Source organism: Amycolatopsis sp. lyj-90, from assembly GCF_046549035.1.
Classification (GTDB): domain Bacteria; phylum Actinomycetota; class Actinomycetes; order Mycobacteriales; family Pseudonocardiaceae; genus Amycolatopsis.
The window spans coordinates 444,683-459,467 of the sequence record NZ_JAJPWP010000007.1; the positions used below are offsets into that span (position 1 = coordinate 444,683).

Below are 14,785 nucleotides of genomic sequence, written 5' to 3' on the forward strand. Positions count from 1 at the left end.
CCGGAGTAACTCCCCGGGCAGTGGGGTCAGGAATGACAAACGCGCCCGGATCGCTCATCTGGTGCGTCGATCACGGACAGTGCTTCGTTACTGCACACGCCAAGGATCCTTCGTCCGGTTACGGACTCGACCGGGATCCGGAGGTACCGGGAGTCCGTTCGCCCAGTCCAGCAGCCCAGTGGCAGGGTCGCGAGCTCGGCGGTCACGATCGGGTCACGCACCTCGGAGGCGCGGCCGAGGACGGTGACGTACCAACCGGCCCCCAGGTCCGTGGCGAACTCGTCGACGGCGAACGCCACCACACTGTCGAGTACTCCGGCGAACAACGCGCTCTGTGACGGCGTCCGGATCACGATCGCACCGTGGTGGAGCGCGAACCGCGCGGGCTGGATCGCCGGCAGTGCCCGGGAGGTGAACACCACCCGGCCGAGCCCGGAGCCCGCGAGCAGTGACAGGCACTGCTCGCGGTCGAGCGTCTCGAGACCCAAGGTGTCGGACATCGGCATCCTCGCGTTCTCATCGTGTACCTCGTCGAGAACAACGGTCCCTGGCTTACCGACTCGCCGGTAGGGCCGATGGACCCGGCCCCTCGCGGGGGATGCCGGGCGTTACGCCTTGGGCGCCAGCAGGACCACGGGGATCTCGCGCTCGGTCTTGGTCTGGTACTGCGCGTAGTTCTTGTAGTCCGCGGTGATCTTCGGCCACAGGCGGGCACGCAGCTCGGTGTCGGCGACGCTCGCGACCATCGGCTGCGCGGTCTCACCCTTCAAGGTGACCTGGACGTCGGGGTTGTCGCGGAGGTTGAGGAACCACGCCGGGTGCTGGTCGTCGCCACCGCGGGAGGCGACGATGACGTACGCGTCGCCCTCGCGTAGCGGCGAGGTCAGCAGGACGGTGCGCGGCTGACCGGACTTGCGGCCGATGGTGGTCAGCTCCAGGACGGTCATCCCGGCGACCTGCCAGCCGGCGCGGCCGCCGCTGACCTTCTGGATGACGCGATGGACGGCGTTCATGGTCTTCAAGGCGAAATCACTGGGCATGCGGAGAAGGCTACTCCGCTTTCATCGCGACTTCGATCCCGTCCAGGAGAACGGTCAGCGACAACTCGAAGGCCTCCCTCGCCTCCTGCTCCAAATAGGACACCGTCTCGTCCTCCATGCGGAACGCGTGCTCGCCCTCCAGCCAGGTCAGCGTCGGAAAACGCTCGGCGAAATCCGGCGAGACCTCATTCAGGTGCGCGGACCGCTCGTACCACCACTCGTCGTCGGACTGGCCCGTCGCCTTCTCGGCCAGCCGCGACTCCGAAGCCGTCCTCGCGGGCTCGCGCACGCATGAGTACAACGCGCTGATCAGCCGCCGCAGCACCACCGGGGACAGCCCGGTGCGGCGCAGGATCTTCACGAGCGCCTCCAGTACGACGTACTCGTTCGGGCCCAGCACCGGCCGCGCCTGCGAGACCTGCAGGACCCAGGGATGCCGCAGGTAGAAGTCCCAAAGGTCCTCGGCCCAGCGCGTGGCGTCGGCTCGCCAGCCTTCGCCGTCATAGGTGACCGAAAGCTCGGCGAGCGCCTTGTCGTACATGAGATCGAGCAGTTCGCTCTTGCTCGGGACATAGGTGTAGAGCGCCATGGCCGTGCGGCCGAGCTTGTCCCCGACGGCACGCATCGAAAGGCCGGCCATCCCCTCGGCGTCCGCGATCGCGACGGCGGTCTCGACGATCAGCTCCACCGAAAGTCCCGGCTTGGGGCCGGGACGCTCGACGTCCGGCGACTCCGTCCGCCACAGCAGGGCCATCGACCGTCGAGGATCCCCCTGAGCCGCGTAGACGACCACTTGCCCACTCCTTACAGCATAAAGTAACCTCTGCTACCCTCACTTTACAGGCTAAAGAGTTCTAACCAGGGGAGAGCCATGCCTTCGGCCGCCGACAGCCACGACATGATCCAGGTGCGCGGAGCCAGAGAGAACAACCTCGCCGACGTCTCGGTCGACATCCCCAAACGCCGCCTCACCGTCTTCACCGGTGTTTCCGGCTCGGGGAAGTCGTCCTTGGTGTTCGGCACCATCGCCGCGGAATCGCAGCGGCTGATCAACGAGACCTACACCGCGTTCATCCAGTCCTTCATGGCCCCGGTCGGCAGGCCGGACGTGGACACGCTGCGGAACCTGAGCGCCGCGATCGTCGTCGACCAGGAGCGGATGGGGGCCAACTCCCGCTCCACGGTCGGCACCGCGACCGACGCGCACACCATGCTGCGGATCGTCTTCAGCAGGCTGGGCCGGCCGCACGTCGGGACCTCCGGCGCGTTCAGCTTCAACCTTCCCGAGGGGATGTGCCCCGACTGCGAGGGGCTGGGGAAGGTCTCCACCATCGACGTCGACCAGCTCGTCGACAAGGAGCTTTCGCTCGACGAAGGGGCGATCACCGTCCCGAACTTCGCGCCGGGGTCCTGGTACTGGAAGGGACTGGCGGAGGCGGGCTTCGTCGATCCGGCGGTCAAGCTGAAGGACTACACCCCGCAGCAGTGGGAAGACTTCATGCACAAACCCGCCACCAAAATGAAGCTCGGCGGGATGAACACCACCTACGAAGGCCTGCTGGTGAAGGTCCAGCGGCTGTTCCTGGCGAAGGACAAGGAGGCGACGCAGCCGCACATCCGGTCTTTCGTGGACCGCGCGATCACCTTCCAGCGCTGCCCGGCGTGCGAAGGCGCCCGGCTCAACCAGGCGGCGCTGTCGTCGAAGATCGACGGCCTGAACATCGCCGACTGCTCGTCGATGCAGATCAACGATCTGGCCGATTTCGTCCGCAAACTCGACGACCCCTCGGTCGGCCCGTTGATGGAGACCCTGCGCGGCACCCTCGACTCGCTCGTGGAGATCGGCCTCGGCTATCTGAGCCTCGACCGGGAATCCGGGACGCTGTCGGGCGGTGAGGCGCAGCGCGTGAAAATGGTGCGGCACCTGGGTTCCAGCCTCACCGACGTCACCTACGTCTTCGACGAGCCGACCGTCGGGCTGCACCCGCACGACATCCAGCGCATGAACGGCCTGCTGCTCCTGTTGAAGGACAAGGGGAACACGGTGCTCGTCGTCGAGCACAAACCGGAGACGATCGAGATCGCCGACCACGTCGTCGACCTCGGCCCGGGCGCCGGGCCGAACGGCGGGCAGATCTGCTTCACCGGCGACGTCGCCGGGTTGCGCGCGTCCGGCACGCTCACCGGACGGCACCTCGACCACCGGGCACGGCTGCGGGACGAGGTCCGCGTGCCCACCGGGCAGCTCGAGATCCGGAACGCGACCCGGCACAACCTGCGCGGTGTCGACGTCGACATCCCGCTCGGGGTACTGACCGTGGTCACCGGGGTCGCCGGTTCGGGCAAGAGCTCGCTGATCCACGGCTCACTGTCCACAAGGGACGACGTCGTGGTGCTCGACCAGTCGGCCATCCGCGGCTCGCGGCGGAGCAACCCGGCGACCTACACCGGCCTGCTCGACCCGATCCGCACCGCGTTCGCCAAGGCCAACGGCGTCAAGGCGGCCCTGTTCAGCGCGAACTCCGAAGGCGCGTGCCCGAAGTGCAAGGGCATCGGGCTGATCTACACCGATCTGGCGATGATGGCCGGGGTCGCGACGGTCTGCGAAGAGTGCGAGGGCAAGCGGTTCACCGCCGAGGTGCTGACCTACAAGCTGCGGGGCAAGGACATCAGCGAGGTCCTCGCGATGCCGGTCGCCGAGGCGCGCGAGTTCTTCACCTCGGGGCAGGCGCGGACGATCCTGGACCGGCTCTCCGACGTCGGCCTGGGTTACCTCGGGCTCGGGCAGCCGCTCACGACGCTCTCCGGCGGGGAACGGCAGCGGATCAAACTGGCCATCCGGATGGCGGAGAAGTCGGCGACCTACGTCCTCGACGAGCCGACCACCGGACTGCACCTCGCCGACGTCGACCAGTTGCTGGGGCTGCTCGACCGGCTCGTCGACGACGGGAACACGGTGGTGGTCATCGAGCATCACCAGGCCGTGATGGCGCACGCCGACTGGATCGTCGACCTCGGACCGGGCGCGGGGGTGGACGGGGGCGAGGTCGTGTTCACCGGGCCCCCTTCGGAGCTGGTCACCTCCGGTGACACGCTCACGGCACAGCACTTGCGCGCTTACGTGGGGCGCTAGCGCGCGCTATGAAAGGCCCGTTACTTGCAAATTTTGCAAGTAACGGGCCTTTCATAGCGCGCGGGACCGAGCACGAACCGCTTCACGAAGGGCCACTGCACCGCTCACAGCCAGCACCCCCAGCGCGAGCCCCGAGGTCACCGTCTCGACAGGCGAAGCCGCCAGCGGCGAAACCCCGGCGACGGATTCGACCCCCACCACCGCGGTCAGCACGGCGTAAGCACCGATCGCCACCCACACCAGCCGCACGCGCCGCCGTTCCGTCCAGTCCGCGAACCGCAGCAGCCAGGCGAGCCCCGGCAGGATGAGGATCGCGTGCATCGCCACCGCGTGCAGCGGCTTCAGCGCGCCGGCGGTGGTGTACGCGGCCTGCGGGTTCCCGCCCCGCGCCTCGACGACGCCGCTCGCGATCATCGCGGCGCCCGCGCCGAGCGCGACCAGCAGCGCGACGAGTCCCGATCGCACCGCGAGCCGCATGCTCGGCGTGGTCTCCCCTTCGCCGCGCATCGCGGCCGCGGTGAACGAGACCGCCGTCAGGATGATGACGCCGCCGCCCGCCGCGAGCGTCGTCGACACCGCGTTGTCGAAACCGGTCTCGAAGTTGAAGTGCGACGGCACCCCGCGCCAGGCCTGCATGCTCACCAGCGCCGTCTCGACGACGCTCGCCCCGGTGAAGACGCCGAGCAGCACGTTCCGCACGCGTGGCCGCACCGCGACGTACGACGTCGCCCAGGCGACGGCGACCAGCGTCAGCCCGAACGCCCACCCGAACGTGACCGCCTTCCGCATCGACAGCGGCCCGGTCCACGAATCACCGGACGCGATCAGCACGACCGCGTGCACGACACCGCTGAGGAAAAGGAGCGCCCCGGTCACGTAAGCGACGCGCTCGATCCGCCGTAACTCCTTCATACGGAAGAGTGTCTTGCGGTCCGGCTCGCGAAGCGTCGCCCGTGAAGCGACACCTCGTGTACGTCCACCGACGTAGCTGAGAGGCCCTCAGCGAGGACCGCGGTAGAGACCAATGGTCTGTTAGTCTGGCCGCATCATGCCCCGCATCCTTGTCCGCGTCGCCGCGCTGATCGCCGTTCTCGCCCTCCTGTTCGGAGTGCCGTGGTGGACGATCGTCGGATCCCCCGAACTCCCGGCCGCGCTCGAAGTCCTCGGAACGATCGTGTTCGCCGTCGCCGCGCTGGCCGTGCCCGCGTGCATGATCCTCGGCCACGGCCCGTGGCAGCGCGACGTCGCGGCGAAGATCGGCGACCTCTCCCTCGGACTGATCTGGCTGCTGTTCTCCTTGTCGGTACTCGGAAACGTGCTACGACTCGTGCTCTCGGTGTCCGGAGTGGACAGTGCGGCGGGAATCGTGTCCGGCGTCGTCTTGGCGGCCTTCGCGGCGCTGGCGGCGTACGGGATGGTCGAAGCCCGGCGCGTGCCGCGGCTCAAGGAGCTCGACGTCGTCCTCCCCCGGCTCGGCGCCGGGCTCGACGGTCTCCGCTTCGCGATCATCACCGACACCCACTTCGGCCCGCTGAACCGGACGAAGTGGTCGGAGAAGGTCGTCGAGGTGGTGAACGAACTCGACGCCGACGTCGTGGCCCACGCGGGCGACCTCGCCGACGGTTCCGTCGCCAAACGCGCCCAGCAGGTCGCGCCGCTCGGCAAGGTGCGCGCGAAGCTCGGCAAGTTCTACATCACCGGCAACCACGAGTACTTCGGCGAGGCACAGGCCTGGCTCGACCACATGCGCGACCTCGGCTGGGAACCGCTGCACAACCGGCACCTGCCCGTCTCCCAGGGCGGGGACACGCTCGTCTTCGCCGGGATCGACGACCCGACCGGCGCCGCCTCGGGCCTCCCGGGCCACGGCCCCGACCTTCCCGCCGCGCTCGACGGCGTCGCCGCGAGCACCCCGGTCGTCCTGCTCGCGCACCAGCCGAAGCAGGTCAAGCAGGCCGCCGAGGCGGGGATCGATCTCCAGATCTCCGGGCACACCCACGGCGGCCAGATCTGGCCGTTCCACCTCCTGGTCCGGCTCGACCAGCCCGTTCTGGCCGGGCTTTCGCGCCACGGCGAGCGCACGCAGCTCTACACGAGCCGCGGCACCGGCTTCTGGGGACCGCCGCTGCGCGTCTTCGCACCGAGCGAGATCACCCTCCTGACCTTGCGAAACAGCAAGTAGTCCTCTGGTTGCGACGCCTTCGGGCGACGCACCGGGCATTACCGACAACTTTTTTTGTCTTGACAACTTGAGAGTTCGGAGCGAGAGTTGTGCGCAACGCACCCCCGCTCCGAAAGGCCGAGACGATGACCATCGCCGCCACCCGACCCCACCTCGCCGTTCCGGCCCGCGCCCTGCTCGCCTGCGGCGCCGTCTCGGGCCCGCTGTACTTCCTGACCTCGCTCACCCAGGCCGCGGTCCGCGACGGCTTCGACCCGGCGAAGCACCCGGCGAGCATGCTGAGCAACGGCGACGCCGGCTGGATCCAGGTGACGAACTTCCTGGTCACCGGCGTCCTGATGATCGCCGGAGCGAGCGGACTCAGCCGGACGCTGGAACCCGGTAGAGGAAGCGTCTGGGGTCCACGACTGCTGGGCGTCTTCGGCGTCAGCCTGCTGTTCGCCGCGGTCTTCAAGGCCGACGCGGGCAATGGCTTCCCTGCCGGCACCGGCCCGGCCGCCCTCAGCACGGCGGGCGTCCTGCACATGGCCGCGGGCTCGGTCGGCTTTCTCTCACTGATCGTCGCGACCTTCGTGTTCGCGAGCCGTTTCTCCCGTGAGGGCCACCGTGGCTGGGCCGTCTACTCCCGCGCCACCGGCATCGCGTTCTTCGCCTCGTTCGCCGGGATCAGCTCCGGCAACGCGAACGCCGTCGTGATGCTCGCCTTCTGGGCCACCGTGATGCTGGCCTGGGGCTGGGTCACCGCCGTCACCATCCGCACCGCCCGCTAGACAACCGAGGAGAATCCCCGTCATGAGCACCGTGACCTCGCAAGACGGCACCACCATCGCCTACACCCGCACCGGCTCCGGCCCCGCCGTCATCCTGGTCGACGGCGCGATGTGCCACCGCGAATTCGGCCCGGCCAAACCGCTGGCCGCCGAGCTGGCCCCGCACTTCACCGTCTACACCTACGACCGCCGCGGCCGCGGCGAGAGCGGCGACAACGAACCGTTCTCCGTCGCCCGCGAAGTCGAGGACATCGCGGCACTGATCAAGGAAGCGGGCGGGACCGCCCTCGTCTATGGGATCTCGTCCGGCGCCGCGCTCGCCCTCGAAGCCGCGAAAGCCGGGCTCCCCATCACGAAACTGGCGGTCTACGAATTCCCGCTGGTAGTCGACGACACGCGCCCGCCGGTCCCGGCCGACTACACCGAACGGCTGGAGACGGCCATCGCCACCGGACGGCCCGGCACCGCGATCAAGACCTTCATGCGCGAAGGCGTCCGTGTCCCGGCTCCGGTCGTGTTCATGATGCAGTTCATGCCCGCCTGGCCGAAGCTGAAGAAGGTCGCGCCGACCCTGCGCTACGACGCCGCGCTGTTCGACGGCCTGCACGACGGCACCCCGCTGCCCGAGGGCCGCTGGGCGAGCGTCTCCGTGCCGACACTGGTCATGGACGGCGGCAAAAGCCCCGCGTGGATCCGCAACGGTGTCTGCGCGCTGGCGAAGGCGGTCCCCGGTGCCGAACACCGCACGATCGAGGGACAGACGCATATGCTCAAGCCGAAGGCGGTGGCCCCGGTACTCATCGAGTACTTCAACGGCTGACGGAGCGGTCATGAGGATCGAACTGGTCGAAGGCGACATCACCGAACAGCAGGCCGACGTCGTGGTGAACGCCGCGAACTCGTCGCTGCTCGGCGGAGGCGGGGTGGACGGCGCGATCCACCGCCGCGGCGGACCGGAGATCCTCGCCGAATGCCGGGCCCTGCGCGCGGGGCACTAGCCTTCCGGCGCGCTGGGTGGTGCACACCGTCGGACCGGTGTGGTCCGATACCGAAGACCGCTCGCCGCTGCTGGCGGCCTGCCACCGCACCTCGCTGCACGTGGCCGCGGACCTCGGCGCGCACACCGTCGCGTTCCCCGCGATCTCGACCGGGATCTACCGGTGGCCGGTGGAATCGGCGACGGAGATCGCCCTCGGTGCGCGGCTCGCGTCGGGCCGCTGACGCTCCCCTCCGTGCAATGAAAGGCCCGTTACTTGCAAAATTTGCAAGTAACGGGCCTTTCATGGCACGCGCCGCCTACACCCCCGCAGGCGAGGCACCCCGCGCGACCAGCTCCCGGGCCGCCCCGCTCCCGTCCGCCGGTACCGCCCAGATCCCCGACTCAAGCCCGTAAGCCACGGTCCGGTCGTCGAGCCACGCCGCCTGGTCGTCCACGCTCCGCGTCTCCGCCAGCAAAGTCTCCCGACCGGAGGCCAGGTCGAGCACCGCCAGCCGCCACGGTGCCGCGAGATCGGCGGAAACCCGCTTCTTGAAGGCGATCCGCTTCCCGTCCGGCGAAAGCGACGGGCACTCGACGTTCTCCCGGATCATGTTCGCGCTGAACCGCTCGTAGTCCGCCTCGACGAGGTAGGTCTTCCCCTTCGTCCCCACGGTCGCGTAGAACTTCTTGCCGTCGGCCGCGAAGGTGATCCCCCAGTAGTTCACGTCGGACGAGTAGTACTGCTTGCCACCGAGGAACAACGCCATCTCCTCGACGCTCTTCAGCAGCTGCCCGCTCGTCAGGTCGAGGATCCCGGCCCTGGTCGAAAACCCTGTCTCCGCATAGGAATCCCCGTTGACGAACAGCGTCCAGTAGGCGAGTTTGCCGCCCGGGGAGACCCGGCCGCGGCTGGGTGTACCGGGCAGTTCGACCCGGCGGATCTCGTTGAGGTCCTTGTCCAGCACGATGACGTCGGTCATCGGCGGCAGCACGCCGGGTTGCGCGGCCAGGCAGAGTGCCGTCCCCGCCGACGCGGCGAACCGGTCGCAGCTGAGTCCGGCCACCTTCCGCGGTTCGCCGGGCGAATCCGCCGGAACGGTGGCGAGGTGGCCGAAGTCGGGACCTTCGGCGGTGTTGCGGAACAACAGCTGCCCCTTGGCCTGCACCGAGACCGGCTGGCCCGAAACCACGGCCACCGCGTTGACGCCCGGTCCGCGGTCCCGCGAGTAGAGGCCGTAGCCGACGGCCGCCGTGATCAGGACGGCGACCGCCGCCACCACACCCAGGATCCGCGTCTTCATGCGTATGTCCTCAGTGGACGGAGTACGGCGGCCGCGACGATCACGACCACCAGCGCGCCGGCGGCGACCAGGACCGCGACGTGCAGGTCCCAGGCGGTCCACGCGAGTCCGAAAAGGACGGACGCGAACATCCTCGTCGTCGCCTGGCCGGTCTGCACCAGCGCCAGTCCGCTCGCCCGCTGGTGCTCGGGAAGCAGCGGCCCGGCGGCGGCCATCAGGACACCGTCGGTGGCGGCGTAGAAGACACCGTGCAGCACGAGCGCCAGCACCGCGAGCACACCGCCGTCCACCGGCCCGAGCAGCGCCAGCAGCGCGACGACCAGCGCCACGTGCCCGCCGAGGAACACCTTCCAGCGGCCGATCTTGTCCGAAAGCCTGCCGAGGGGGACGGCGAGCAGGAGATACACACCGGCGGTTCCCAGCGGCAGCAAGGGAAAGAAGACCGCGCCGAGGTCCCATCGGCGCTGCAGGACGAGGTAGAGGAACGAATCGCTGAGGGTGACCAGGCCCAGCAGCGCGGCCCAGACGCAGATCCGGCGGAACGACGCCTGCCGGATCAGGCCCGCGGTCTCCCGCAAGGAGACCTTGTGCCGTTCGGCCCTCGGCTTGGGCTGGTGGTCCTTGACCAGCACCACCAGGATGATCACGCCGATCGCGGCGATGCAGAAACTCGTGAAGAACACCGAGTCGTAGCTGCCGAGGCTGAGCCACAGCACGGCCATCGCGACCAGCGGGCCGAGGAACGCGCCGAAGGTGTCCATCGCGCGGTGCACGCCGAACGCGCGGCCGAGGTGCTCGGGGTCGCTGCTCAACGTGATGAGCGCGTCCCGCGGCGCGGTCCGGACGCCCTTGCCGGTGCGGTCGGCCGCGAGCACCGCCCCGATCGCGACGGTGGACGAACCCGCCAGCATCAGGCCGATCTTGCCCAGTGCGGAGAGCCCGTAGCCGAAACAGGCCACCGCCTTGAGCCGTTGCCACCGGTCCGCGAGATGCCCGCCGACGAGCCGGACCAGCGCGGTGACACCGGAATAGAGGCCGTCGAGCACGCCGAACTGCAGCGGGCTCAGGCCGAGACCGAGGACGAGATAGAGCGGGAGGACCGCGGTCACCATCTCCGACGAGATGTCGGTGACCAGGCTGACCAGGCCGAGCGCGACGACGTTCCCGGTGACGGCCCGTTTCATGCCGCTCTTCGGTACTTCCGCCGCGGTGTCCGCTCCCCTGGCGGTGGCGATGTACATGGGAGACCTCCTACGCCGCGAGAAGGTGCCGGGCCGCGACGTACACGGCCGCGACCCGGCACCCGATCGCGTGGATCAGTGGCAGGTGTAGGTGGGTGAGGAGTCGATGGTCTTGCCGTCGAGGCCGATCAACTGCGTCGAGAACGCGTTGTCCGACATGTTCAGCTTGAGCACGCCGTAGGTCGAGATCGCCTTCGCCGTCGCCGGGTGCTCCGTCTTGACCGGGTACAGGGACGCCCCGCCGCCACCGCCGATGATCTGCACCGGTCCGTTCGGATCCTTGGCCCCGCTGGCGTTCTGCGGGAAGAACCGCTCGTAGTGGTGGTCGTGCCCGTTGAGCACGAGGTCGACCTTGCTCTTGACCATGGTCTCCCAGAGCGTGGCCATCTTCGGGTTGTCGCCGTGGTCACCCGAGGTGTAGCGCGGGTGGTGGTAGTACGCGGCGACGCAGGGCTTGGTGTTGCTCGCCAGGTCCTGCTTGATCCAGTTCAGCTGCTCGTCGCTGACGGCGTTCGCGGCCAGCCCGGGAGAGAACTCCGTGCTGTCGATGGCCACGAAGTGCCAGTTGCCCATTTCCCAGCTGTAGTAGGTCTTCCCGTTCGGCGTAGCGATCTTGCCGAAGTACTTCTTGTAGGCGCCCAGCGGGGTGTGGTCGTAGGTCTCGTGGTTGCCGGGGACCGGGTGCATGATGTTCTTGTACTTGCCCCAGGTCTTGTCGAAGTAGTTCGTGAAGTCCTCGATGTGGGCGTCGTCGTACTGGTTGTCGCCCATGGTGATCACCGCGGCCGGGTTCATCTGCCCGACCAGCGCGGCGGTCTTCGGGTGGACACACGAGGACGACGACGCGGTGCACTGTTCGGCGATGTCGCCCGAAGCGGCCAGCACGAACGACGAACCGCCGCCCGCCTGCGTGGTCGCCTGGATCTGGCCACTCGCGGCCGAAGTGTTGCCGGCGGCGTCCTTCGCGCGGACGGTGTACGTGTACGCGGTCGCCGCCGTCAGCCCGCTGTCGGTGTAGGGAGCCGTCTCCGACGTTCCCACGACCTGGCCGTTGCGGAGCACTTCGTATGCGCTGACACCGACGTTGTCCGTCGAAGCCGTCCACGTGAGGTCCACAGTGGACGAAGTGATCGCGCCGGCCTTGAGGTTCGTGGGCGCGGTGGGCGCCTGGGTGTCGCCGGTGGAGTCCGACGTCCCGTAAACCTGCATCTCCCACAGGGAGTAGCCGTAACTGGTGGCGCGCTTGGTCGCGACGAGGCGGAGGTACCGCCCGCGGGCGGCGAGACCGGTGAGGTCGTCGGTGCCGCCGTTGCCGTTGGTGACGGACTTGACGGAGGTCCACGCCGAGCCGTCGTTCGAGACTTCCAGCTTGTACGCGGTGGCGTACGCCGCTTCCCAGTTCAGCTTGACCCGGTTGACGGCGGAAGGACCGCCGAGGTCGACGCGGATGAACTGCGGGTCCGCGCCTTCGGCGCTGGCCCAGCGGGTGTTGGTCTTCCCGTCGACGGCGAGCGCGCCGCCGTACTCAGCGGCTTCGACCGAGGAGACGATAACGGGTTTTCCTTGGGACAAAAGGACATCAGCGGCCTGTGCGCTTCCGCTGAGCAGCGTCGGCAACAGGATGGCGGCCGCGCCTAAGGGCAGTAGTCGGGTTCGGGCCTTCACATCGATCTCCCCGGGAATCCGTGGCGGCGGGTTGAGAGGGACGGGTGCGCGGCGTTGTTCTTTTGTTCACTGTTCGTTTGGTAAGTTTCCTAACGAATGCGTACGGTAATCCGTGCCACTCAGCGAGTCAAGACGTAGACTCGTCCCATGACCGGCGCCTTGATCTTCGACTTCGACGGAACGCTGGTCGACACCGAAGCGGCCGTCCTCGTGGCCTGGCAGGAGACCTTCCGCGAACGCGGTGGCGAGCTCCCCCTCGACGTCTGGCACACCGTGATCGGCACGCAGAACACCGCCGTCGCGATGTTCGAGCTGCTGGCGAAGGACGACGAGAACCTGGACAGGATCGCGGTCCGCACCGGCGTGCGCGCCCGGGTCACCGAGCTGCTGGAATCCGTGGGCCCGCGTCCCGGCGTCCAGGAGTACCTCGACGACGCGAAGGAACAGGGCCTTCGGCTCGCCATCGCGTCGAGTTCGACCGGCGACTGGGTCTCCACGCATCTGAAGCGGCTCGGTCTGACGGACGCGTTCGAGGCCGTCCTCACCGGCGACCTTCACGAGGCGAAGCCGAGCCCGGACCTCTACCTGGCCGCGCTCGCCGCGCTGGACCTGCCGGCGTCCGAGGCGATCGCGTTCGAGGACTCGCCGCACGGCGTCACCGCGGCGAAGGCCGCCGGGCTGAAATGTGTCGCGGTACCGAACCCGATCACCGCGGTGCTGAACTTCGACCACGCCGATCTCGTCCTGGGATCGCTGGCCGACAAACCGCTCAGCGAGTTACTCAGCCGTTGAGCAACTCACCCAGCCGGGTGAGGAACGGACGCTGGCCCTTGAGTAGCTTCTCCTCCGCTTCGGCGAGCCCGAACCAGGCGACCCTGTCGACCTCCGGGAACTCCTGCGTCTTGCCCGACCGCGGCGGCCACTCCATCTCGAAGGTGCCGGGAACGACCTGAGCCGGATCGAGGTCGCCCTCCACCGCCCAGACCGTCACGACCTTGCCGCCGGACTGCTTCACCTCACCGAGCGGGCGGTACTCCCCCTCCGGCGCCGGCAGCCCCAGTTCCTCCTGGAACTCTCGCCGCGCCGCGGCCTCCGGCGTCTCGTCCGCCTCGTACTCCCCCTTGGGCACCGACCAGCCGCCCGCGTCCTTCTTCGCCCAGAACGGCCCGCCCATATGCCCGAGCAGCACCTCGGTCACCTCGCCCGACCTGCGGAAGAGCAGGATCCCGGCACTCGTCTTACCCGCCATGACCTCCAGTATGGCCTTGCTCCGATCGGGTGATGAGACCGCGCGGGAGAAAAAGTTTCCGCCCGGATGTCGATTCGCGTCGAGTCCGTCCGACGCATGAGCAGAAGCAGCCCGACAGCCTCTCCCGGAAGGACCCGGAACCATGACGCAGACCATCACCCCCGCCAAGACCACCTCCACCGTCACCCCGCGCACCGCCAAGGCACAGGGCGCGATCCAGTCGGCCGTCCGGATCGTCGTCTCGTTCCTCTTCCTCTGCCACGGTTTGCAGGGATTCGGCTTCTTCGGTGGCGTCGACGGCGCGGGCGGCTCCGTGGAACTCGGCTCCTGGCCCGGCTGGTACGGCAGCGTGATCGAGCTCGTCGGTGCCGCGCTGGTGCTGGTGGGCCTGTTCACCCGGCCGGTCGCGGTGCTCCTCTCCGGCGTCATGGCCTACGCCTACTTCACCGTCCACGCCCCGGAAGGCCTGCTGCCGCTGCAGAACATGGGCGAGCTGTCGACCCTCTACTGCTGGATCTTCCTGCTGATCGCGGTGGTCGGCCCGGGCACCTTCGCCCTCGACACGCTGCGCCGCCGACGCTGATACCGGAATCGCGAGGCCCCTTTCCTGGAATCATTCCAGGAAAGGGGCCAACATCGCGTTCCAGCCTATTGCGGCGTTGTTAAATTCGGACATACCATGGAATTACCCCCCGAAAGAAAGTTCCCTACAGATGGGGGTATCCGGCATCCTCTATCGCATCAATGGTTTAGACCACCTTGAGCCGGAAGGATGCGTCATGACCCAGACAGCCACCGCCACGACCACCGAGATCGGCCCGACCCCCGCCAAGTGGCAGGGCCTCGGCCTCTCCGTCGTCCGCGTAGTGGTCTCGTTCCTCTTCCTCTGCCACGGTCTGCAGAAGATGGGACTGTTCGACAAGCCCGCCGTCTCGTTCGGCACCTGGCCCGGCTGGTACGCCGGGGTGATCGAGCTGGTCGGCTCGCTGCTGATCCTGGTGGGCCTGTTCACCCGCCCGGTCGCGGTGCTGCTCTCGGGCACGATGGCCTACGCCTACTTCGTCGTCCACCAGCCCGACGCGCTGCTGCCGTTGCAGAACAAGGGTGAGATGGCCGCCCTGTACTCGTGGGTCTTCCTGCTGTTCGCGGTGGTCGGGCCGGGCACCTACGCGCTCGACACGTTGCGCCGCCGCCGCAAGTCCTGATCTCCCATCCTGTGCAAGGA

General features: G+C 68.3%; 15 protein-coding genes and 1 pseudogene. 8 read left to right on the top strand and 8 right to left on the bottom strand.

Annotated features, from left to right (window positions below):
- Positions 1-26 precede the first annotated feature (26 nt).
- From ACLJPX_RS28395 to ACLJPX_RS28405, 3 genes are all read right to left on the bottom strand, one after another.
- Entirely contained in the window at positions 27-506 is a 480-nt protein-coding gene (locus ACLJPX_RS28395) for a pyridoxamine 5'-phosphate oxidase family protein (protein WP_410603255.1), read from the bottom strand.
- A 102-nt stretch (positions 507-608) separates the two neighbouring features.
- Positions 609-1,040, bottom strand: a complete 432-nt coding sequence (locus ACLJPX_RS28400) for a nitroreductase family deazaflavin-dependent oxidoreductase (RefSeq protein WP_410603257.1) — start codon at positions 1,038-1,040, stop codon at positions 609-611.
- A gap of 10 nt (positions 1,041-1,050) precedes the next feature.
- On the bottom strand, positions 1,051-1,833 hold the full coding sequence (locus ACLJPX_RS28405) for a TetR/AcrR family transcriptional regulator C-terminal domain-containing protein (protein WP_410603259.1): 783 nt from the start codon (positions 1,831-1,833) through the stop codon (positions 1,051-1,053).
- Positions 1,834-1,911: 78 nt separating this feature from the next.
- On the opposite strand from ACLJPX_RS28405, the gene ACLJPX_RS28410 reads away from it, so the two are divergent.
- On the top strand, positions 1,912-4,173 hold the full coding sequence (locus ACLJPX_RS28410) for an ATP-binding cassette domain-containing protein (RefSeq protein ID WP_410603261.1): 2,262 nt from the start codon (positions 1,912-1,914) through the stop codon (positions 4,171-4,173).
- Positions 4,174-4,224: 51 nt separating this feature from the next.
- On the opposite strand, the gene ACLJPX_RS28415 is transcribed toward ACLJPX_RS28410, so the two are convergent.
- The gene (locus tag ACLJPX_RS28415) at positions 4,225-5,085 is read right to left on the bottom strand and encodes a hypothetical protein (RefSeq protein ID WP_410603263.1); all 861 of its coding nucleotides are present in this window, start codon (positions 5,083-5,085) and stop codon (positions 4,225-4,227) included.
- A 136-nt stretch (positions 5,086-5,221) separates the two neighbouring features.
- Here ACLJPX_RS28415 and ACLJPX_RS28420 point away from each other — a divergent pair, with 136 nt between their 5' ends.
- The 4 genes and pseudogenes from ACLJPX_RS28420 to ACLJPX_RS28435 all read left to right on the top strand — a co-directional run.
- A complete protein-coding gene (locus ACLJPX_RS28420; protein ID WP_410603265.1) occupies positions 5,222-6,355 on the top strand; it encodes a metallophosphoesterase in 1,134 nt (377 codons plus the stop codon).
- Positions 6,356-6,480: 125 nt separating this feature from the next.
- Positions 6,481-7,125, top strand: coding sequence for a DUF998 domain-containing protein (locus ACLJPX_RS28425; RefSeq protein ID WP_410603267.1), 645 nt, complete (start codon positions 6,481-6,483; stop codon positions 7,123-7,125).
- Between the two features lie 22 nt (positions 7,126-7,147).
- Positions 7,148-7,945, top strand: a complete 798-nt coding sequence (locus ACLJPX_RS28430) for an alpha/beta fold hydrolase (protein WP_410603269.1) — start codon at positions 7,148-7,150, stop codon at positions 7,943-7,945.
- A 10-nt stretch (positions 7,946-7,955) separates the two neighbouring features.
- Positions 7,956-8,319: pseudogene (locus ACLJPX_RS28435) on the top strand (macro domain-containing protein); the annotation flags it as partial.
- 102 nt (positions 8,320-8,421) lie between these two features.
- On the opposite strand, the gene ACLJPX_RS28440 reads toward ACLJPX_RS28435, so the two are convergent.
- The 3 genes from ACLJPX_RS28440 to ACLJPX_RS28450 all read right to left on the bottom strand — a co-directional run bounded on the left by ACLJPX_RS28440 (position 8,422) and on the right by ACLJPX_RS28450 (position 12,311).
- Complete coding sequence (locus ACLJPX_RS28440; RefSeq protein ID WP_410603271.1) at positions 8,422-9,405, bottom strand: hypothetical protein; 984 nt, start codon at positions 9,403-9,405, stop codon at positions 8,422-8,424.
- Positions 9,402-10,646 (bottom strand): MFS transporter, encoded by a 1,245-nt coding sequence (locus ACLJPX_RS28445; RefSeq protein WP_410603273.1) that lies wholly within the window; start codon positions 10,644-10,646, stop codon positions 9,402-9,404. The genes ACLJPX_RS28440 and ACLJPX_RS28445 overlap by 4 nt, the downstream gene beginning before the upstream one ends.
- A gap of 75 nt (positions 10,647-10,721) precedes the next feature.
- The gene (locus ACLJPX_RS28450) at positions 10,722-12,311 is read right to left on the bottom strand and encodes a discoidin domain-containing protein (protein ID WP_410603275.1); all 1,590 of its coding nucleotides are present in this window, start codon (positions 12,309-12,311) and stop codon (positions 10,722-10,724) included.
- 147 nt (positions 12,312-12,458) lie between these two features.
- On the opposite strand from ACLJPX_RS28450, the gene ACLJPX_RS28455 reads away from it, so the two are divergent.
- The gene (locus ACLJPX_RS28455) at positions 12,459-13,103 is read left to right on the top strand and encodes an HAD-IA family hydrolase (protein ID WP_410603277.1); all 645 of its coding nucleotides are present in this window, start codon (positions 12,459-12,461) and stop codon (positions 13,101-13,103) included.
- Here ACLJPX_RS28455 and ACLJPX_RS28460 read toward each other — a convergent pair.
- Positions 13,093-13,560, bottom strand: a complete 468-nt coding sequence (locus tag ACLJPX_RS28460) for an NUDIX domain-containing protein (RefSeq protein WP_410603279.1) — start codon at positions 13,558-13,560, stop codon at positions 13,093-13,095. The genes ACLJPX_RS28455 and ACLJPX_RS28460 overlap by 11 nt on opposite strands.
- Positions 13,561-13,702: 142 nt before the next feature.
- On the opposite strand from ACLJPX_RS28460, the gene ACLJPX_RS28465 reads away from it, so the two are divergent.
- Together ACLJPX_RS28465 and ACLJPX_RS28470 are read left to right on the top strand one after the other, a co-directional pair.
- Positions 13,703-14,143, top strand: coding sequence for a DoxX family protein (locus tag ACLJPX_RS28465; RefSeq protein ID WP_410603281.1), 441 nt, complete (start codon positions 13,703-13,705; stop codon positions 14,141-14,143).
- Between the two features lie 196 nt (positions 14,144-14,339).
- Entirely contained in the window at positions 14,340-14,765 is a 426-nt protein-coding gene (locus ACLJPX_RS28470; protein ID WP_101610139.1) for a DoxX family protein, read from the top strand.
- Positions 14,766-14,785 lie beyond the last annotated feature (20 nt).